General features: G+C 56.7%; 19 protein-coding genes. 12 read left to right on the forward strand and 7 right to left on the reverse strand.

Annotated features, from left to right (window positions below; translation table 11 throughout):
- Positions 1 to 35: 35 nt before the first annotated feature.
- Positions 36 to 881 (forward strand): hypothetical protein, encoded by an 846-nt coding sequence (locus DXY29_RS01730; RefSeq protein ID WP_115022377.1) that lies wholly within the window; start codon positions 36 to 38, stop codon positions 879 to 881.
- 30 nt (positions 882 to 911) lie between these two features.
- A complete protein-coding gene (locus DXY29_RS01735; protein ID WP_115022378.1) occupies positions 912 to 1,133 on the forward strand; it encodes a ferredoxin-thioredoxin reductase variable chain in 222 nt (73 codons plus the stop codon).
- On the opposite strand, the gene pyrR is transcribed toward DXY29_RS01735, so the two are convergent.
- A complete protein-coding gene (gene pyrR, locus DXY29_RS01740; RefSeq protein WP_115022380.1) occupies positions 1,117 to 1,668 on the reverse strand; it encodes a bifunctional pyr operon transcriptional regulator/uracil phosphoribosyltransferase PyrR in 552 nt (183 codons plus the stop codon). The two genes, DXY29_RS01735 and pyrR, sit on opposite strands and share 17 nt — an antisense overlap.
- A 108-nt stretch (positions 1,669 to 1,776) precedes the next feature.
- Here pyrR and gpmI point away from each other — a divergent pair, with 108 nt between their 5' ends.
- A complete protein-coding gene (gene gpmI, locus DXY29_RS01745) occupies positions 1,777 to 3,414 on the forward strand; it encodes a 2,3-bisphosphoglycerate-independent phosphoglycerate mutase (protein ID WP_115022381.1) in 1,638 nt (545 codons plus the stop codon).
- On the forward strand, positions 3,414 to 3,644 hold the full coding sequence (gene secG, locus DXY29_RS01750; RefSeq protein ID WP_115022383.1) for a preprotein translocase subunit SecG: 231 nt from the start codon (positions 3,414 to 3,416) through the stop codon (positions 3,642 to 3,644). Before gpmI ends, secG begins: the two co-directional genes overlap by 1 nt.
- A gap of 12 nt (positions 3,645 to 3,656) precedes the next feature.
- Here the strand turns inward: secG and DXY29_RS12925 are convergent, their stop codons facing one another.
- The gene (locus DXY29_RS12925; RefSeq protein WP_136987700.1) at positions 3,657 to 4,769 is read right to left on the reverse strand and encodes a hypothetical protein; all 1,113 of its coding nucleotides are present in this window, start codon (positions 4,767 to 4,769) and stop codon (positions 3,657 to 3,659) included.
- Positions 4,770 to 4,905: 136 nt separating this feature from the next.
- On the opposite strand from DXY29_RS12925, the gene DXY29_RS01755 reads away from it, so the two are divergent.
- Entirely contained in the window at positions 4,906 to 6,066 is a 1,161-nt protein-coding gene (locus DXY29_RS01755) for a hypothetical protein (protein ID WP_115022385.1), read from the forward strand.
- Positions 6,067 to 6,233: 167 nt separating this feature from the next.
- Entirely contained in the window at positions 6,234 to 7,643 is a 1,410-nt protein-coding gene (locus DXY29_RS01760; protein WP_115022386.1) for a hypothetical protein, read from the forward strand.
- Positions 7,644 to 7,687: 44 nt separating this feature from the next.
- On the opposite strand, the gene DXY29_RS01765 is transcribed toward DXY29_RS01760, so the two are convergent.
- The 3 genes from DXY29_RS01765 to groES form a co-directional block, all read right to left on the reverse strand.
- On the reverse strand, positions 7,688 to 8,044 hold the full coding sequence (locus tag DXY29_RS01765) for a hypothetical protein (protein WP_115022627.1): 357 nt from the start codon (positions 8,042 to 8,044) through the stop codon (positions 7,688 to 7,690).
- 221 nt (positions 8,045 to 8,265) lie between these two features.
- Positions 8,266 to 9,897 carry a chaperonin GroEL gene (groL, locus tag DXY29_RS01770; protein ID WP_115022388.1) on the reverse strand — a complete coding sequence of 544 codons (1,632 nt, stop codon included), beginning with the start codon at positions 9,895 to 9,897 and terminating at the stop codon, positions 8,266 to 8,268.
- 65 nt (positions 9,898 to 9,962) lie between these two features.
- Positions 9,963 to 10,274, reverse strand: a complete 312-nt coding sequence (gene groES / locus DXY29_RS01775; protein WP_115022391.1) for a co-chaperone GroES — start codon at positions 10,272 to 10,274, stop codon at positions 9,963 to 9,965.
- 245 nt (positions 10,275 to 10,519) lie between these two features.
- On the opposite strand from groES, the gene atpD reads away from it, so the two are divergent.
- Positions 10,520 to 11,983 (forward strand): F0F1 ATP synthase subunit beta, encoded by a 1,464-nt coding sequence (gene atpD, locus DXY29_RS01780; protein ID WP_115022393.1) that lies wholly within the window; start codon positions 10,520 to 10,522, stop codon positions 11,981 to 11,983.
- A gap of 74 nt (positions 11,984 to 12,057) precedes the next feature.
- A complete protein-coding gene (gene atpC / locus DXY29_RS01785; RefSeq protein WP_115022395.1) occupies positions 12,058 to 12,468 on the forward strand; it encodes an ATP synthase F1 subunit epsilon in 411 nt (136 codons plus the stop codon).
- 148 nt (positions 12,469 to 12,616) lie between these two features.
- On the opposite strand, the gene DXY29_RS01790 is transcribed toward atpC, so the two are convergent.
- Positions 12,617 to 13,132 (reverse strand): 30S ribosomal protein PSRP-3, encoded by a 516-nt coding sequence (locus DXY29_RS01790; protein ID WP_115022397.1) that lies wholly within the window; start codon positions 13,130 to 13,132, stop codon positions 12,617 to 12,619.
- 102 nt (positions 13,133 to 13,234) lie between these two features.
- Between DXY29_RS01790 and DXY29_RS01795 the strand changes: the two genes are divergently transcribed.
- Complete coding sequence (locus tag DXY29_RS01795; protein ID WP_244279277.1) at positions 13,235 to 13,957, forward strand: HAD-IA family hydrolase; 723 nt, start codon at positions 13,235 to 13,237, stop codon at positions 13,955 to 13,957.
- Positions 13,954 to 15,117 carry a calcium:proton antiporter gene (locus tag DXY29_RS01800; RefSeq protein WP_115022400.1) on the forward strand — a complete coding sequence of 388 codons (1,164 nt, stop codon included), beginning with the start codon at positions 13,954 to 13,956 and terminating at the stop codon, positions 15,115 to 15,117. Before DXY29_RS01795 ends, DXY29_RS01800 begins: the two co-directional genes overlap by 4 nt.
- 7 nt (positions 15,118 to 15,124) lie before the next feature.
- On the opposite strand, the gene DXY29_RS01805 is transcribed toward DXY29_RS01800, so the two are convergent.
- Positions 15,125 to 16,450: an aminopeptidase P N-terminal domain-containing protein gene (locus DXY29_RS01805; protein WP_115022403.1), complete on the reverse strand. Its 1,326-nt coding sequence runs from the start codon at positions 16,448 to 16,450 to the stop codon at positions 15,125 to 15,127.
- 87 nt (positions 16,451 to 16,537) lie between these two features.
- On the opposite strand from DXY29_RS01805, the gene DXY29_RS01810 reads away from it, so the two are divergent.
- Positions 16,538 to 17,536, forward strand: a complete 999-nt coding sequence (locus tag DXY29_RS01810) for a CNNM domain-containing protein (RefSeq protein ID WP_115022404.1) — start codon at positions 16,538 to 16,540, stop codon at positions 17,534 to 17,536.
- On the forward strand, positions 17,533 to 18,828 hold the full coding sequence (locus DXY29_RS01815) for a GTP-binding protein (protein WP_115022629.1): 1,296 nt from the start codon (positions 17,533 to 17,535) through the stop codon (positions 18,826 to 18,828). Before DXY29_RS01810 ends, DXY29_RS01815 begins: the two co-directional genes overlap by 4 nt.
- The last annotated feature ends 1 nt before the right edge of the window (position 18,829 follow it).

Genomic DNA, 18,829 nt, shown 5'->3' on the forward strand with positions numbered 1-18,829 from the left:
TCCATAAAACAGATTCAGCTTTTGTTCATTCGTTCTTGGCGGCACCGCGCCATCTGCTGCTGCGGCTCTGGGGTCTCGGAACCCTGGGGCTGGTTCTGTCGATCGCAGCAGGCGCCTACTGGTGGGAAAAACAACTGCCTGAACGGCTCCAGAGTGCGCTCAACGCCAACAACTTCGAGGCCTGCATTCGCACCAGTGAGCAACTGGCAGCCCTGCGCTGGTTGGGCGATGGGGCACCCAAAGAACAGGCACTCTGCCGCCGGAAGCATGCCGAACAGCTTTGGGAACAAGGTGACCCCATCGCCGCCTTAGCACTGCAGCAACAACTGGTCGCATCGGGCCACGGCGACCTTGACGGCGATCGCGAGACCCTTGAACGCTGGCGACAGGCCCTGAAGGATCAGGCTGTCGCCCTGTTTCGTCAGGGGGAACTTCAGAAAGCGCTCGACCTGCTGGAACCGCTGAAAGGCCACTCCCGCAGTTCGATCAGCCAACTCAGTGCAACGCTGATGGAGATCTGGAACCGGAATCAACTGGAACAGCGTCGGCTGGTGCAACTGGTGGAGCAGGAACGCTGGTGGGAGGCCCTGGACAGCATCAACAAACTCGACCATCCCTGGTGGCAGCATCAGGCCCGTGCCACCCGAGAACGGGTGGAGAGTGCGATTCAGGCTCTCGACGATGCCCAGGCGCACCAACAGCATCCAGCGGTGCATGCCGATGTAATCAGTGGTGAGGCGCTGGATTCTGCCGTCCAGGATCAATTGCGCCAAGGCCTGGACCCTTGGACGGCCTTTTCCTCAGGATGCAACCATCTCGGCGGACGCGTCGAAGAAGACGGGCCAGAAAGTTTCTGTCGACGCGCATCTCCGAGCCCGTGACAAAATGGTTCAGTGGATGATTCAGGTGCGATGCAGGCGGGCGACAGGGTGACGGTTGAGGCATCCGTCGTGGTGTTCAACCATCCCGAACACCGGGGGCAGGCCTTTGACATGAAAGGGCAGAGCGGTGATGTGGTGAACGTCCTCAACGACTGGAAGGGACGGGTGATCAGCCCGACGCTGCCTGTGATCGTTGCCTTCGGCCGCTACAAAGCCCACTTCCGGGCCGACGAACTCAAGTCAGCGGGCTGACGCGGCTGAGGAACACTCCCTCCTCGCCATCCACATCCTGCAAACGAAGTTCGATGCTTTCGCTGCGTCGAGTTGGAACGACGCGCCCACAGAAATCAGGCTGAATAGGCAGTTCGCGATGGCCTCGATCAACCATGGCGAGCAGCATCACCCGTTGCGGTCGTCCCCAACTCTGCAGTGCTTCCAGCGCAGCACGCACTGTCCGACCAGTGAAGATCACGTCGTCCACAAGGATCACCAGACGATCCTCAATGCTGTTGGGCAGCGATGTCAGCTGGGGCAAACGGGTCCCGATGCGCTCCAGATCGTCGCGATGGAATGTGGGATCGATTGAACCCTGGGAGATAGCGTGACCCGTCAGCCTTTCCAACTCACCCGCCAGGACCATGGACAGCTGAACACCTCGTGTTGGGATGCCCAGCAACATGAGCCTGCGGCTGTCTTCGGCACTCTCCAGCACCTGAGACGCCAAGCGCGTCAGGGTGAAACCAAGCTCGCGCTCCGAGAGAATTTCAATCCTGTCAGGGTCAGCCATGGGTGATAAAGCAGTGCAGCGGTGTGGGGATCGGGTGAAACTGCAGCCTGAGGGCTGACGGAGCGTTAGGTTGATTCTGCAAAAGTCCTTAAGAACCGTCGGTCGCGGGTGAACGTGGGGAACAGCACTACCAACGGTTCAGGTCGCTCCGGAACAGTGGCACCTGTTGTCCTCGCCATTCTTGATGGCTGGGGCCACCGGGACGCAAGCGAGCACAACGCGATCCAACAAAGCGGCACACCGGTGATGGATGCCCTGTGGCATGCGTATCCGCACACGCTGATTGAAGCCAGCGGATCCCACGTTGGCCTGCCCGATCAGCAGATGGGCAATTCAGAGGTAGGCCACCTAACCATCGGTGCGGGTCGCATCATCCGCCAAGAGTTGGTGCGGATCAGCGACACCGTGCGCAGCAATCAACTGGGTACGAGACCGGTGCTCAAGGCGCTGGTGGAACGGATCCAACAGCGGAGAGGGACCCTGCACCTGCTGGGCCTCTGCTCCGATGGCGGTGTCCACAGCCATGTGAACCACCTCTGTGGACTGATCCAGTGGGCTGCCGATAGCGGCCTCTCCGATGTCGCCGTCCATGCCATCACTGATGGTCGCGACACACCAACCCAGAGCGCACCGAACTACATCAGCCAGGTTGAAGAAGCTCTAAGCAGATGCGGCGTGGGCCAGCTCGCCAGCCTCTGTGGCCGTTACTGGGCCATGGACCGCGACCAGCGCTGGGACCGCACCGAAAAGGCCTACAACCTCTACACCGATCCGGAGATCGCCGTTGACAGCCGTAAACCTGATCAGGTGCTGGCTGCCAGTTATGCCGAGGGAATCACCGATGAATTCCTCGAACCAGTGCGCCTGCAGAACAGCGTCATCAAGGACGGCGACAGTGTTCTGGTCTTCAACTTCCGCCCCGATCGCGCTCGTCAGATCGTGCAGGCGCTCTGCCTTGCAGACTTTGAATCGTTCGAGCGCAGCCGCGTTCCCTCATTGGACGTGGTGACCTTCACCCAGGTCGAACAGGATCTGCCCGTCCACGTCGTCTTCCCACCGGAGCCGCTCGACCAGCTGCTGGGCCAAGTGGTGGCTGATGCGGGGCTTAAGCAGTACCGCACAGCCGAAACCGAGAAATATCCCCACGTCACCTACTTCATGAACGGCGGGATCGAACAACCCTTGGATGGAGAAGATCGCCACCTGGTGCCCTCTCCAAGAGTCGCCACCTATGACCTTTCACCGGCGATGTCTGCCGAGCAACTCACCGACAGCTGCGTTGCTGCCATCAAAAAGGCTGAATATTCGCTGATTGTGATCAACTACGCCAACCCCGACATGGTTGGGCATACCGGTGTGATGGATGCCGCGAAGGAGGCCATTCAAACGGTTGATGGATGCATAGGCCGCTTGTTGGATGCTGTGGGGCGTCAAGGCGGAACCATGCTGATCACGGCCGATCACGGCAATGCAGAGTTGATGGAGGGACCGGATGGACAGGCGTGGACAGCCCACACCACCAATCCTGTGCCCGTGATCCTGATCGAGGGAGAACGGCGCAAGCTGCCTGGCCATGGCAATGGGATCACACTCCGCGATAACGGAGGCCTGGCCGATATTGCACCAACCTTGCTTCAGATCCTCGACCTGCCGCAACCGGAGGCCATGACCGGCCTCAGCCTGATTGCGCCAATGTCCAACATGGACCCATCCCCAAAAACCGCTCGCTTGCCTCTTTCCGTCTGATGCTGACCTCAATTCTGTCCTGGAGCTGGATTGGCACCGGCATTCTTCTCATTGTCCTTGTGCTGCTGCACAGCCCTAAAGGTGATGGCATGGGTGGACTGGCTGCCAGCGGCAGCTCAATGTTCAGCAGCGCCAGCAGCGCGGAAGCAACGTTGAACCGGCTGACATGGACCTGTCTTGCACTGTTCCTTTCCTTGGCCGTGATCCTGAGTGCTGGTTGGCTGACCTAAACCAAGCAGCATTCAGGAACTCACTATTTCTGCACGCATACTCTTCATACATACATTTTCAATCCTGCGATTGAAACACTCTATATCTTCTGAATTTCGACTCTGAGCGGCATCTACAGCAAGGGTCATCAACTCTTCTTCCGACAAAAGCGAAGCCTCATCAGAAGGCTGAAAATAATTAAAATCAACAGACATCAATTCACAATATTGCTTATTACTCGATGATGCCCTGCAGTCGAGATGACCGACCAGAGAATGCTGAAGACGAGGCGAAAACAATGAATCAAATTCAGCCATTACATCCTCACCACCAGAAAGACGCTTGCAAACACGAAAGAGCCATCGATTCCCTTCATGGGGGAGCGGGAAAAACGACTGCTGCACTGGCCGCAATGAGCTGAGATATTCAGACATCCCATGAATCAAAACCGGATGGAAGGAAAGATTCTTTCGCACGTCAAAGGATTCCAAATCTTCAAGCCCTAAGGACATCCCTGTCGAAGATAAAAAATGCTCAAGCAATGAGTAAGGATGGGAGCGTGTTGGGATATGACAACTCACGACACTGACAGAATCACCGAGTTCCCTCACCCCATCATAAAAACGTTGATAGTTGGAATACCAATTGCGGTCTTTACCAACAAAAGACAAAGCAAGGAGGCTACGCTCAAGCGCGGTAAATTGACGCCAATTCAAATTACGATTGGATAAAACCTTCAAATCATCAAGAAGCTTTTTTCGATCTCTAAAAAACCATTGAGAGAATGCAGATACATGATAATTAGATTGCAATCTAGAGTATCCAGATATAACAACATGATCAAAGGAATGCTTTTCTAAAGCCCGTTCCGCCATCGAACACACAAGGGCTGGACGATTGCCCAGCATTTCATGACTAATAACAACCTGGGAACTCGATTGAGCGGAAATAACACGATCGACATACTTAAAGGCAGTATCGCGATTCATCTTTAGCGCTTGATCTGCATCGCGCAGTTGCGCTGGATTTAAGAAGCAAAATCCAAGACCACCCTTCGACGCCTGAGCAACAAGCCGGAGAGAGGCTTGAAGAGAGGAAGAAGCACACTTCTGAGCTCCAACATGAATGACCAGCCTTCGCGTCATTTAAACCTCAGAAGCCCATATTTCAATAAAGATTAGAACAAAACAGCGGCTCAACGCAATGCCTAAAATTTTCACTACAGAATGCAAACGACAACGTCAAAGCCAATGCTAAAGTTATTGGGATAACTGGAGTGCGGTGAAAAAGACGAAGCTTTTCCTGCATATAGGCCATGGCAAAACCGGTACTTCCGCTATTCAGTCATCCCTTGCTATCGCTTCAAACGATTTAGCCGGGCAAGGCATTAGCTATCCCATTCAGCAATCGCTACGGGATCGAGCATCTCGACTGGAAATTACGTCTGGAAATTGGGAGCCCAACTCCGAAGCGAGCTTGAGCGATGAATTGCTAGAAATCACCAAAAATAATGGAGATAATTCAAAAATTATTTTAAGTTCGGAATCACTTTTTTGGCTGATTCCAGAATTAATTCAAAACAAAAGTAAGTGGGAGAACAATATTGACATACACATCATTCTGGCAGTACGAGAGATTGAAGAGATGCTTTCTTCCGAATACCAACAACGCGTTAAGCGACATGGAGACTCCATGCCTCTAGAACAATTCCTTCGAGCAAGACATTTCATATCATCCCATCATGCAAAGGCTGCTGAAATCATTGATTTAATGACTCAGTCAAATATCTCCAATACAATCATTAATTACTCACGGCACAAACGAGACATCTCACAATTAATTTTCAAATGTATTGGTGCTGAAGAACTCTATCCCGCAGACCAGATGGCTGGAGCGATTATCAATCGAAGCCTAAGCCGGAAAGAACTTGAGATCCTGATCACGATCAATGCTCTTTACTACAGAAAATTTCCGTGGATTAGTACAAGAATTTCAGACGCATTAATTAAAAATCAACCCCAGCTGGAGGCACAGCAATGCAAGCTTGCTAAGCCACAGCTCGAGAAAGTTTATGAAGAAAACGATGCTTATCTTCAAACAATTAATGCATACCTTGACCCAAATGAACAGTTGACAATGCTCTCAACTCTCAGCCATAAAGTAATACAAGTCAGTTCGCCCGAACAAGTTCAAAAAATTCGCGACGAGGAAACCATATCCATATGCCTTATCGGAGATACACTCCTACAGACCTTGACCAATGAGTCCAAGCGAAAACTCTCAAACGACACCGTTGACGCCATCATCGAGTTGAGTCAGTCAGGGAACGTTTCAAAAACCACGGAGGTTGAACTTTTGGAAGTCGCCAAAGAGAACCGGCCCCAAGGATTGAAGTTAGGAAAACTATTGGAACGCGCGAGGACAGAACTTTCAAAGCTTTAATCCGCGAGTCGATCAAGCTCGAGCTGGGCATCCATTAAGTCGGATATCTCTAGAGTAATTGAGATTGAATCGCCCTAATGAATAAATAAGCCGCCCAACAGCAAACTCTTCATCGAGAAAATGAATAGGAAGCATGTATAATCAAGGATCAGAGGAAGCACAGCGGCATGAAAAAAAATATTCGCGCCAAAAGGTCGGTTAAATATAAATTCAATATTCCATCTAAAAAACTACCAAGTTCTCTTGCTCAAGAGGTTCGTAGCTCACTGTGGATAAAAATTATTCATTCCATTGAGAATAGACAAGCCGAACCAATCCTCGAACTAATCAATAAAATCGACAGGCAAAAGGGGTCACCATGCTTGCCTCATCCTTTCATAGAATCTTTGGATACTTTTCCGGTCAAAAGCATACGCCAGGGAATGTGTAACTTTATTTTTTTTAGCGACTCAAGCAATAAAAACCATTGGATCTTGTGCCAATGCACTTCCTTTGTAGACGCCATTTTTTCGAAAAAATACTCGGGAAAGCACAATTCTTCAATTAGCGATGACACAATCTTAAAGCCTCTACAGCGAGTTCTCAAAAAAGAAAATAAGAAAAATTCAAAGCAATGCGAAAGTGAAAAAGCGGTATTCGCTGGCTATTTACTTGATCAAATCAGGCCATACCATCACTTTTACGACCAACTCAAATGGATGGTGCATTTAAAAGCCAAAAAACCTGTTATTAGCAATAATTCATTTTTCAGCCCAAAATCCTTAAACAGAAATACCTCTTCTAAGGAGGAAGATAATCATACATTTTCGATGTTCCCGTTGGTCATCGGATCCAATCAATTGGGAATGAAGCTTGATCAATATTCCGAGAAAATGGAGGAGATTGTATACAAAGACAGCCTTGAAAATCGGCGTGGCGGAATAATTCATTATCAATGGAATCAAATTGTCAAAAAACTCAAAAAAATATCGCTGAGAAATAAAAAACTAACCCTTTGGTTTGGCATTTCCGGACAGAAAAGAATATGGGTAGAGCAAGAAGACTTTCTTCCAACTCTCGTACAACAGCTAAAACCATGGTTCAATTCATTTGTTTTTGTAATTGATGGGTTTACACAATATGAAGACACTAAATATCGTGCCATTCAGGGAAGCAAAGCAACCCCTGTCAGCCAAGATCTTGAGGTTATTGATTCCATTCGGCAAAAATTATTGCCCTTTAAAAATGCCTCTGTTGTAAGTCTTGTAGGCAAAACTTATCGAAAAAAAATCCAGCAATGTCAGTCTGTTGACTTTTTCGCTGCGAACGCTGGTGCGGGCCAGCTGGTTCCACATCGGTTTTGTAAAAAGCCAGGAATCCTGCACTCAAATGAGAAGCATTGCGTTTTCCCGAAGGGTATTGATAACATTACCGTAAAATTAGTCGATAAATCCCTCGTCAAAGATGTCGGCAACTTGTTTGCTAAAGGTAAGAGATTTGAAAACTCAGGCACTGGCTTGATTAGCTATAGCATAGACGTGCAGATTGTGGTCGAAATGATCAAAAATATGTTGAACCTAAAAAGTACGGAGTCTTAAGCACAAAACCAGCAATTAAAATGCTTAGTTTTAATTGCTTACGATCATTGCCCTGGCGCTTTCAGGCCTGATTTAAAAAAAGCGAGTTCCTTGTAAACACGATCCATCTCATACAACATTTTGGTTTCTTTCTTTTCGAGGATCTCAACACGCTTCAAAAGATCTTCTAACAATTTATTTTGCAGCGATTCAACTTGGACTTGCCTTTTTTGTACGCCTTGTGATGGTGGTGCCGCAGACCCTGCTGTAGAAAGAATTCCTCCATCCGTTTCGACATACAACAACGCCAGACGCTCCAATACCTTGGAATAGGCCTTGTCTTGCCGTCGACAGAGATCCTTGAAACGCTGGAGCGTCTCCGGGGCGAACTGAGCGGCAAAGGCACCGAGACGCTGCGGCATTTGTCCCGACAGAACCAGACGAATCAATACATTACCCCGCGCACTTCTGCACCCCTTACTCTTCATGCCCTGCAGCTGAAACCGCGCCCCAATCATCAAATGTCTTGAAGGCTCTAGATCTGACAAGACAATGACTGAGTCAAAAAAAGAGGTCCCGCAGGACCTCTTGATATGACTGGGATATGGGTGATTCGGTGGTTTCTAAACCAACCGCACCGACGTCAATAGTCGAAGTCACCGCCGCCCATGCCACCGGCAGGAGCTGCTTCCTTCTTCTCAGGCAAGTCAGCCACGATGCACTCAGTGGTCAACACCATGCCAGCAATCGATGCGGCATTCTGCAGACCGGAGCGGGTCACCTTGGCGGGGTCAACGATGCCGGCAGCCAGCATGTCAACGTACTCGCCGGAAGCTGCGTTGAAGCCCTCGGCACCTGCGCGAGCCTTGACGTTCTCAGCCACAACAGCACCGTTGGCACCTGCGTTTTCAGCGATGCGCATCAGCGGAGCGGTCAGAGCAGCAGCCACGATGTTGGCGCCAATCAGCTCCTCGCCAGAGAGGCTGGAGGCAGCCCACTGCTCCAGAGCCGGAGCCAGGTGAGCCAGGGTGGTGCCACCACCAGGAACAATGCCTTCCTCAACAGCCGCCTTGGTGGCGTTGATGGCGTCCTCGAGACGGAGTTTCTTGTCCTTCATCTCAGTTTCGGTGGCCGCACCCACCTTCACCACAGCGACGCCACCGGCCAGTTTGGCCAGGCGCTCCTGCAGCTTCTCCTTGTCGTAGGTGGAGTCGGTCTCGTCCATCTGCTTCTTGATCTGTTCGCAGCGGGCGCCGACAGCCGCCTCGTTGCCCTCGGCAACGATGGTGGTGGTGTCTTTGTTGATGGTGATGCGGCGGGCGGTGCCCAACATCTCCAGCTTGGCGTTCTCCAGCTTGAGGCCGGCGTCCTCTGTGATCAGCTGACCATTGGTCAGAACAGCCATGTCTTCCAACATGGCCTTGCGGCGATCGCCGAAACCAGGAGCCTTCACAGCAGCAACGTTCAACACGCCCCGCAGACGATTCACCACCAGGGTGGCGAGAGCTTCCTTCTCGATGTCCTCAGCAATGATCAGCAGAGGCTTGCCGGTGCGTGCGATCTGCTCCAGCACAGGCACGAGATCCTGAACCAGGCCGATCTTCTTGTCGGTGAGCAGGATGTAGGGCTCGTCGAGGACGGCTTCCATCCGCTCGGTGTCAGTCGCGAAATAAGGGGAGATGTAGCCCTTGTCGAAACGCATGCCCTCGGTGACCTCGAGCTCGGTCTCCATGGACTTGCCCTCTTCGAGGGAAATCACACCTTCCTTGCCAACCTTGTCCATGGCATCGGCAATCATCTTGCCGACTTCTTCGTCGTTGCCGGCGGAGATGGTGCCGACCTGAGCGATGGCGTTGCTGTCCGCGATGGGCTTGGCCATTTCCTGGATCTTGCTGACCAGGAAATCGGAGGCCTTGTCGATGCCCTTTTTCAGAGTGATCGCATTGGCACCGGCGGCCACGTTGCGCAAACCGGCCTTGACCATGGCGTGAGCCAGGACGGTGGCGGTGGTGGTGCCGTCACCGGCAGCGTCGTTTGTTTTGGAGGCGGCCTGGCGGATCAGAGCAACACCGGTGTTCTCGATGTGATCTTCAAGCTCGATCTCCTTGGCGATGGTGACACCGTCATTGATGATCTGGGGTGCACCGAACTTCTTCTCCAGCACCACGTTGCGGCCCTTGGGACCCAGGGTCACCGCAACGGCTTCAGCCAGGATGTCGATGCCTTTCTCGAGAGCGCGACGGGCGTTCTCGTTGTAGATGATGCGCTTTGCCATGGAAGGCGTTTCCTAATGAAGAGGATGAATAGGGATGGCTGAGCCGCAACTCAGCGGAGCTGATCTCAGTTGACGACAGCCAGGATGTCTTTCTCGGACAGCAGCACGTATTCATCGCTGCCGAGCTTGATGTCGGTGCCGGCGTACTTGCTGTAGAGGACCTTGTCGCCCACACCGACTTCGGGAGCCTGACGGCTGCCATCGTCGTTGCGCTTGCCGGGGCCCACTTGAACCACTTCACCCACTTGGGGCTTTTCCTTGGCGGTATCGGGCAGAAGGATGCCGCCGGCGGTCTTCTCTTCGGATTCGGAGACCTTGATGAAGATGCGGTCGCCGAGCGGTTTAACAGTTGAGACGCTGAGAGAAACAGCAGCCATGGGTACTTGCAGGAGCAGGGACAGGGCGCAATGCGCCACGCATCGAACCGAGTTGGCACTCGATGCCGATGAGTGCCAACGTATGCAATCGGGCGGCCCCTTTTCTAGTCCTAGAGCTGTGCGGGTGTCCGAACCGCAGGCTGTGCCGACCCAACCGATGGGAGCGTTGAACTGACAGTGGTATGGTTGCGCCGCTCTGAATGGGTCCGAGCGCGTAGCGCCTGTTCCCGCAACTCTCCTTACCTATGGTCGCTTCTGCTCCTGCATCTGCTGGCACCAAGGGTGTGATCCGTCAGGTGATCGGCCCGGTTCTGGACGTGGAATTTCCCGCAGGGAAATTGCCCAAGATCTACAACGCCCTGCGCATCGAGGGCAAAAACCCCGCAGGTGATGACGTCGCTCTGACGGCTGAAGTTCAACAGCTGCTTGGTGACCACCGTGTTCGCGCCGTCGCCATGAGTGGCACCGACGGACTCGTCCGCGGCATGGAAGCCGTCGACACCGGTGCACCGATCTCAGTGCCCGTCGGCGAAGCCACCCTGGGCAGAATCTTCAACGTTCTCGGTGAGCCCGTTGACGAGCAAGGACCCGTCAACACCACAACAACTGCTCCCATTCACCGCGAGGCGCCCAACCTCACCGAACTGGAAACAAAGCCCAAGGTTTTCGAAACCGGCATCAAGGTGATCGATCTGCTGGCTCCTTACCGCCAAGGCGGAAAGGTGGGCCTGTTCGGCGGTGCCGGCGTGGGCAAAACCGTGTTGATTCAGGAGCTGATCAACAACATCGCCAAAGAGCATGGCGGTGTGTCTGTCTTTGGCGGTGTGGGCGAGCGCACCCGCGAAGGCAACGACCTCTACGAGGAATTCAAAGAGTCTGGCGTGATCAACGCTGACGACCTTTCGAAGTCGAAGGTGGCCCTTTGCTACGGCCAGATGAACGAGCCCCCCGGCGCCCGGATGCGCGTGGGTCTCTCCGCTCTGACCATGGCGGAACACTTCCGCGATGTGAACAAGCAGGACGTCCTGTTGTTCGTGGACAACATCTTCCGCTTCGTGCAGGCCGGTTCCGAAGTGTCCGCACTGCTCGGCCGCATGCCTTCCGCTGTGGGCTACCAGCCCACTCTCGGCACCGACGTGGGTGCTCTTCAAGAGCGTGTTGCCTCAACCGTTGAAGGATCCATCACCTCGATTCAGGCGGTTTACGTCCCTGCTGACGACCTGACCGACCCCGCTCCTGCGACCACCTTTGCTCACCTCGATGCCACCACGGTGCTGAACCGTGCCCTGGCCTCCAAAGGCATCTACCCCGCTGTGGACCCTCTGGATTCCACCAGCACCATGCTGCAGCCAGCCGTTGTGGGTGATGAGCACTACCGCACCGCTCGCGCCGTGCAGTCCACCCTGCAGCGCTACAAGGAACTCCAAGACATCATCGCGATTCTGGGTCTCGACGAACTGTCGGAAGACGACCGTCGCACCGTGGATCGTGCCCGCAAGGTGGAGAAATTCCTCTCCCAGCCCTTCTTCGTGGCTGAAATCTTTACCGGCATGCCCGGTAAGTACGTGAAGCTGGACGACACCATCGCCGGTTTCAACCAGATCCTCGCCGGCGAGCTGGACAGCCTCCCCGAAGCCGCCTTCTACCTGGTGGGCAACATCGAGGAAGTGAAAGCCAAGGCCGAGAAGATCGCCGCCGAAACCAAGTGATCCTTGCGGGGGTGTGAATCACACCCCCAATCACGTGTTTCTCGACAGTCCGTTCTCTTTTCGAACCAAGGTTCATGTCCCTCACCCTCCGCGTGCTGGCAACAGACCAGAACGTCTTTGATGGCAGCGCCGACGAGGTGATCCTGCCAAGTACCACCGGTCAACTCGGCATCCTGCCCGGCCACATTTCGCTGCTCACCGCCATCGACATCGGTGTTCTGCGGGTTCGTGCCAACGGAGCCTGGAACTCCATCGCTCTGATGGGTGGTTTCGCCGAAGTCGATGCCGACGAAGTCACCGTTCTGGTGAACAAAGCCGAACTGGGCAGCGCCATCGATGCCGGTACCGCTGAAGCCGCCTTCCAGAAGGCCTCAACCGTCGTGGCTGGCATGGAAGGCCAACCGGCTTCTCCGGAAAAGCTCAAGGCACAGCAGCAGCTGAATGAAGCCCGGGCTCGCCTGCAAGCCAGCAAAACTCCTGACTAATTCATCTGCTTCGCAGATTGACTCCAATACGCCAGGGGCACACGCTCCTGGCTTTTTTGATGGTTCATCCGGATCACCACCTAGCTTCAGGCAGGCACAAAAAAACCTGCCCGAAGGCAGGTTTGGATGAACAACCTGAAGAAAGGGTTCAGGCGGTACCGCAGAACGTGACATCGGGGAACTTGACCTTGGCCTCGTCGAGGCTCTTGCCCTTGCCTTCCTCCTGCCAGTAGTTGATCACCTCAGTGGCTTGGTTGAGCACTTCAACCCGCTCGTTGTCGGTGATCCAACTCTTCCCTTCCAGCTCGGTCTTCAAGCTTTCCCAGGCATCCTCACGGGGCCAGAAGAAGTAAGACGTGAGAGGGCTGGGACCACCGCCGACGATCTGATCAACAGCGAGGGCCACGTTGTCGGGAAGCCAGAGGATCTTCAGCAGGAAGCGGCCCTCGTCGGCCTTAGGGGTGTAGCCGGAGGGAACACCATCGGCGTCGATGGTTGCCGTGGCCAGAGCCGCGGCGGCACCCTTCAGAACAGGACGGCCTTCACCCTCGCTGGCTGCAGGCTTTTCAGTGGTTTCAGCTGCCTGGGTGGCGCCTTCAGCCGCGTCGGCGGTCGGAGTCGCGACCTCCTGGTCGGTAGGGGCAGCGCCTTCGGTGACCGGCATGGTGTCAGCGCTCAAGACAGAAATACAAACAACTAACCTACCAGCCGCTCCCCATCTGACGTTCTGGGATCACCAACCATCCTGCTGTTCGACATCGATGGTGTGATCCGTGATGTCGCTGGCAGTTACCGAAGGGCCCTCCAATGCACTGTCCAGCACTACTGCGGTTGGCAGCCCAGCGCTGATGCCATCGATGCACTGAAGGCTGAAGGGGCCTGGAACAACGACTGGGACGCCAGCCTTGAATTGCTGCGGCGCCACGGCGCTGCTCTGCCTGATCGGGCCGCGCTGATCGATGTGTTCAGCGACTTTTACTTCGGCGGAGATCCAGAGGGGGACCCCAGTCACTGGACTGGATTCATCGGCGATGAGCCCCTGCTTGTGGACGCCAGCTTTTTCGCCACGCTCTCCGAAAGGAAGGTGCGCTGGGGATTCGTGAGCGGTGCTGAGCCGCCCTCAGCACGCTTCGTGCTGCAGCAGCGACTGGGGCTCCAGGATCCACCCTTGATCGCGATGGGAGATGCCCCCGACAAACCAGATCCCACAGGCTTGATCCGCCTGGCCAAGGCTCTGGGGGCGAACAACGAGGCAGCTCGGGTGGCTTATCTCGGCGACACCGTGGCCGATGTGCACACCGTGGTTCAAGCCCGAGAACGCTGGCCGGAGCAACAGTTCGTGAGTCTTGCGGTGGTGCCACCTCACCTGCAGACCATGGGGCAGGCAAAGGCGCGCACGATCTATGAACAACGGCTGCAGGAGGCCGGCGCCGATCTGGTGCTGAACAACACCGAAGCGCTGCTGAGCTGGGAGGGAGTGATGGCATGAGGGCGGCCGTTCTCCGCGAAACTCCCCTACTCATCGGGATCCTGGCCTTAATCAGCCTGGAAACCACAACAGTGCTCGACTGGCTGCTCCTGCAACCCGCTCTGCCCGTCCTCACTGGCCTTGGCCTGCTCAGTGTGCTGGTGCTGCTGATGGCGCGGGGAGTGGCGCACCATGCCGATCAACTGGCGGAGCAACTCGCGGAGCCCCTGGGAACCCTGGTGCTGACCGGATCCGTGATCGTTATTGAGCTTGCCCTGATTGCCTCCACGATGCTGACGGGAGACAGCAACCCGACCCTGGCCCGCGACTCGATGTTTTCGGTGCTGATGATCGTGCTCACGGGGGTTAAGGGCGTGACCTTGATCGTGGCCGCCAGGTTTCAGAGACAGGGCCGAACCCAGCCCATGCAGCTGGAAGACCTGGCGGCTGTAAATCAGAGCGGTTCGAGTGCCTACATCAATCTGATCACCACCATGAGCGTTTTGGCTCTGGTGCTTCCCAACTTCAGCCAGGACAGCATCGAGGCCAACTACTCGCTGCCAATCAATTGGCTGCTGACGTTCGTGTCGATCAGTCTTTACGGGATTTTTCTGGGCGGCCAGGTCGGCCGCTACCGCAACCTCTTCATCGATACCGCTCAGCAACAAGGCTCCGACCAACTTTCCCTCGAGGAAAGCACCTCAGCGGAACCAACACCCCATGACGAATCTCAGAGCTCAATTCTGCAAAACGTCTGTCTGATGGCAGCAGGCCTGCTGGTGCTGGTGCTGATCGCGGAATCGATGGGAAGCCTGATCGAAACCGGCATCAACGACCTCGAGCTACCCAGTTCCCTCGGCGGCCTACTCGTGGGCTTGCTGGTGGTGGCACCAGAAGCTCTCAATGCCTTCCAAGCTGCGGGGAAAGGGGAGTTGCAGCGGTCGCTCAACACTCTCTACGGCTCGTCCCTGGCGACCCTCTGCCTCACGGTGCCGGCAGTTCTGGCGATCGGTGAATTCACAGGCACCGATGTAATCCTCGGACTGGATCCGATCGAAACGGTGCTGCTGGTGCTGACGCTGATCCTGGTGCGGCCGATCAGCGGCCGCGTCAGCGAAATGGATGGCCTGATGCTGCTCACCGTGGGCGTGGTCTGGGTGGCCTTGCAGGTGGTGAGCTGATCCTGGGTCAGCGTTCCATCGCGGCAACGCTCTTCAGGGCACCAGCCGTGAGCACCTCGTGACCGGTCTCGGTAACGGCAACGTCATCTTCGATGCGGATACCGATGCCTTTCCAGCGATCGTCGATCTCAGGCTGACCTTCAGGCACGCTGAGCCGATCGCTGACATAAAGACCTGGTTCCACCGTGAGCACCATGCCCGGCTCCAGCGGAGCGGGTTGCTCCCCGAGCCGATAAGCACCAACGTCATGCACATCCAGACCCAGCCAATGGCCGGTGCGGTGCATGTACAGGTGGCGGTAGTCGCCCCGCTCGATGATCCCGTCCACGTCCCCGATCAGCAGGCCCAAATCCACCAGCCCCTCGACAAGCAAGCGCAGGGCTGTGGCGTGCACCGCATCAGCGGTGCCTCCTGGGGCCACGACAGCAATGGCAGCCTCCTGGGCTGCCAACACCAGGCTGTAGAGCTCCCGCTGTTCCGCCGAGAAGCTTCCATTCACAGGGAAGGTTCGGGTGATGTCACCGTTGTAGTAATCCTCCAGCGAACAGCCGGCATCAATCAGCAGCAGGTCTCCGTCCTGGAGGGGTGCCGTGTTGGCGGTGTAGTGCAGCACACAGGCGTTGTCGCCACCGGCAACGATGGAGCCGTAGGCCGGGCCGCGGGCACCTTGGCTGCGGAAGTGGGCTTCGATCGCCGCCTGAACCTCAGCCTCATTCATGCCGGGGCGGGTGATCGAACGGGCCAATTCGTGGGCTTCGGCGGAGATGCGACAAGCCTCCCTTAGCCGTTCCAGCTCGTGGGGCTCCTTGCGCAGGCGCAGGCGCTGCAAGATCGGGGTGGGTGCCACCAAGCCCAAGGCGGCCGTCCCCGTACGGGCAAAGGTGTCGAGCTGTCGCCCCCAGGCGGAGAGCACCATCGATTCGACAGAAGCGTGACGGCCAACCCGAAAGGCAATGGCTTCGGCACCGGCGAGGTACTCCGGCAGTTTTGCGCTCAACTGATCCAACGGATGGGCCACGTCCGCCCCGTAACGCTCCACAGCTCCCTCAGTGCCCCAACGAATCCCCGTCCACACCTCAGCCGCAGGGTCCTTGGGCTGCACGAACAGCACGTAACGCTCTCCCTCCGGCCGATGCGGCAGCAACAAGGCCACTGCATCGGGCTCATCAAAACCGGTGAGATAGAAAAAATCGCTGTCCTGACGGAAGGGCCATTCGCAGTCGGCGTGGTGGGTGGCCAATGCGGCAGCGGGAATCACCGCAGCGGCTGCGCCCAGTTGCTCCAGGAACAGGGCGCGACGACGCGCATGGATTCCGGAATCGAAGCCGTTCACAGCAGCAGAGAGTTCAGAGGAACAGGATGGCAGTTGGCAAGGCCAAACTGGCCAAGGCCTCTACGATGCAAGGAGTTTCAGACGGCAATGAGCTCCGACCTCCTGGTGCTGTTGCTGCTGGTTTTGGTGGTGCTGTTGGGCTCGGCCCTCTGCTCCGGCGTGGAAGCCGCTTTACTCACGGTAAGTCCGATCCGAGTGCACGAACTGGCGGCCCGGGAGCGCCCCGTACCCGGAGCCCGCAGGCTGGCGCAGTTGCGCAAGCGCCTGGGACGCACCTTGTCTGCCCTGGTAATCGCCAACAACGGCTTCAACATTTTCGGGAGCCTGATGCTGGGTGGTTACGCCGCCTGGGTGTTCGAACAACGGAACATCAGCGGCGCCGCCCTGCCGGTGTTCTCGGTGGGCCTGACCGTGCTGGTAATCCTGTTGGGCGAAATCCTGCCCAAAGCCCTCGGAAGTCGCCTGGCACTGCCAGTGTCCCTGGCCAGCGCACCACTTCTTCACTGGCTTGGCCTGGCGCTCAGGCCGCTTGTGCTGTTGCTGGAGAGAATGCTTCCGGCCATCACCGCAGAAGCGGAACTCAGCACCAACGAAGAGGAAATCCGTCTGCTGGCTCGCCTGGGCTCACAGAAGGGAGAAATCGAGGCCGACGAAGCCGCGATGATCGGCAAGGTCTTTCAGCTGAACGATCTCACTGCCCGTGACCTGATGACTCCGCGGGTGGCGGCACCAACCCTTGACGGCGGCCTGAGCATCGAAGCCCAGCGGGCCCAGCTGATGAGCAACAACGACCCCTGGTGGGTGGTGCTCGGCGATCAGGTGGACAAAGTGCTTGGGGTGGCCAGCCGCGAACGGGTGCTCACAGCTCTGTTGGAAAACCGTGGCCTGCTGACCCCCGTCGACCTCTGCGAACCGGTGGAGTATGTGCCGGAGATGATCCGGGCCGATCGACTGCTGACGGGGTTCCGGCGCGACAGCAGCGGAGTGCGCGTGGTGGTGGATGAATTCGGAGGATTTGTTGGCGTGATCGGCGCCGAATCGGTTCTGGCGGTGCTGGCCGGGTGGTGGCGCAAGCCGGCAGCATGAGCGGGATGCAACCCACCCCGCCCCACACCGTCGAACGCTGCCAGGTGCTGCTGGAGCGCTGGAGGAAACAGCTGCAGCTGAGCGCCAAGGAACGGGGACTGCTGGGGGGTGACTTGCGGCTTCTGGATCGTCAACTGCAACGGCTGCAGCAACGACGCCTGCGCATTGCGCTGTTTGGTCGGGTGGGGGTTGGCAAATCCAGCCTGATCAATGCATTGATCCAACGCCCGCTGCTGCAGACGGATGTCGCTCACGGCAGCACCCGGCGGCAACAGGCGGTGGATTGGCCCATGGACATTGCTGGACTGACCAGAGTTGAGCTAGTGGACACCCCTGGAATCGATGAAATCGATGCCGCCGGGAGGGCTCGATTGGCCTCCCGTGTGGCCATGGGAGCCGACCTGGTATTGCTGGTGCTGGACAGCGACTTAACCCGGGCTGACCTGGAGGCCTTGACCACGCTTTTAGCCAGTGGAAAGCCCCTACAAGTGGTTTTGAATCGCAGCGATCGCTGGCCGGAGCAGGAGCGCGCCGCGCTGCTTCGCAGCATTCGCGGGCGTCTGCCGGTGGATCTCCCAATCACGGCCGCTGCGGCTGCACCCCGCAGTCCCCAGATCCAGGCCGATGGCCGGGTGCGCAGCACGATCACAACGCCACAGGTGCATGACCTGCGCGAGCAGCTCACCCAGCAGCTGGAGAGCGAAGGCACCCTGCTGCTGGCGATCCAGTCGCTACGCCAGGCCGACCGCTTCCAAGGAGCATGCCAGCAACTCCGGCTGCAACAGCACCGCCGCACGGCCCAGAGCCTGATCGGTCGCTACGCAGCAGCCAAGGCCACCGGTGTGGCCGTCAACCCAGTGGTGGCACTGGATATGGCGGGAGGCATGGCCTGCGATACCGCCCTGGTGCTTCAGCTCAGCCGCCTCTACAACCTGCCGATGACGCCAGCGGCGGCACGACTGCTGCTGACTCGTCTCTCCAGCCATAACGCCCTGCTGGGAGGTGTTCAGCTGGGACTAGCGGCACTCAAACAGGCACTTCTGCTGCTGGTGCCCGTCAGCAGCGGCGGCAGCCTGGCCCCGGCAGCTCCTGTGGCCCTCGCTCAAGCCGCCCTGGCGGTGCATGCCAGCCGCCGGACGGGACGGCTTGTAGCGCAGCAATTGCTGCGCCGTCGTGGCGGTCAACCCGGAGCCCTGCTGCGCCGCTTGGCAGAACGAGATCCCGTGGTGCACCACTGGCTGCTGCGCTGGCCGAAAGATCTGGAGCAGGATCTCCAACCGCTGCTGCCCTGAG

The organism is Synechococcus sp. UW69 (assembly GCF_900474185.1).
Taxonomy (GTDB): Bacteria; Cyanobacteriota; Cyanobacteriia; order PCC-6307; family Cyanobiaceae; genus Parasynechococcus.

What these genes read in the sequence shown, in the direction of transcription:
- DXY29_RS01735 (WP_115022378.1), top strand. Translation starts at nt 912, where the DNA reads ATGCAGGCGGGCGACAGGGTGACGGTTGAGGCATCCGTCGTGGTGTTC.
- pyrR (WP_115022380.1), bottom strand. Translation starts at nt 1,668, where the DNA reads ATGGCTGACCCTGACAGGATTGAAATTCTCTCGGAGCGCGAGCTTGGT.
- secG (WP_115022383.1), top strand. Translation starts at nt 3,414, where the DNA reads ATGCTGACCTCAATTCTGTCCTGGAGCTGGATTGGCACCGGCATTCTT.
- DXY29_RS12925 (WP_136987700.1), bottom strand. Translation starts at nt 4,769, where the DNA reads ATGACGCGAAGGCTGGTCATTCATGTTGGAGCTCAGAAGTGTGCTTCT.
- DXY29_RS01760 (WP_115022386.1), top strand. Translation starts at nt 6,234, where the DNA reads ATGAAAAAAAATATTCGCGCCAAAAGGTCGGTTAAATATAAATTCAAT.
- DXY29_RS01765 (WP_115022627.1), bottom strand. Translation starts at nt 8,044, where the DNA reads ATGCCGCAGCGTCTCGGTGCCTTTGCCGCTCAGTTCGCCCCGGAGACG.
- groL (WP_115022388.1), bottom strand. Translation starts at nt 9,897, where the DNA reads ATGGCAAAGCGCATCATCTACAACGAGAACGCCCGTCGCGCTCTCGAG.
- groES (WP_115022391.1), bottom strand. Translation starts at nt 10,274, where the DNA reads ATGGCTGCTGTTTCTCTCAGCGTCTCAACTGTTAAACCGCTCGGCGAC.
- atpD (WP_115022393.1), top strand. Translation starts at nt 10,520, where the DNA reads ATGGTCGCTTCTGCTCCTGCATCTGCTGGCACCAAGGGTGTGATCCGT.
- atpC (WP_115022395.1), top strand. Translation starts at nt 12,058, where the DNA reads ATGTCCCTCACCCTCCGCGTGCTGGCAACAGACCAGAACGTCTTTGAT.
- DXY29_RS01790 (WP_115022397.1), bottom strand. Translation starts at nt 13,132, where the DNA reads ATGCCGGTCACCGAAGGCGCTGCCCCTACCGACCAGGAGGTCGCGACT.
- DXY29_RS01800 (WP_115022400.1), top strand. Translation starts at nt 13,954, where the DNA reads ATGAGGGCGGCCGTTCTCCGCGAAACTCCCCTACTCATCGGGATCCTG.
- DXY29_RS01810 (WP_115022404.1), top strand. Translation starts at nt 16,538, where the DNA reads ATGAGCTCCGACCTCCTGGTGCTGTTGCTGCTGGTTTTGGTGGTGCTG.
- DXY29_RS01815 (WP_115022629.1), top strand. Translation starts at nt 17,533, where the DNA reads ATGAGCGGGATGCAACCCACCCCGCCCCACACCGTCGAACGCTGCCAG.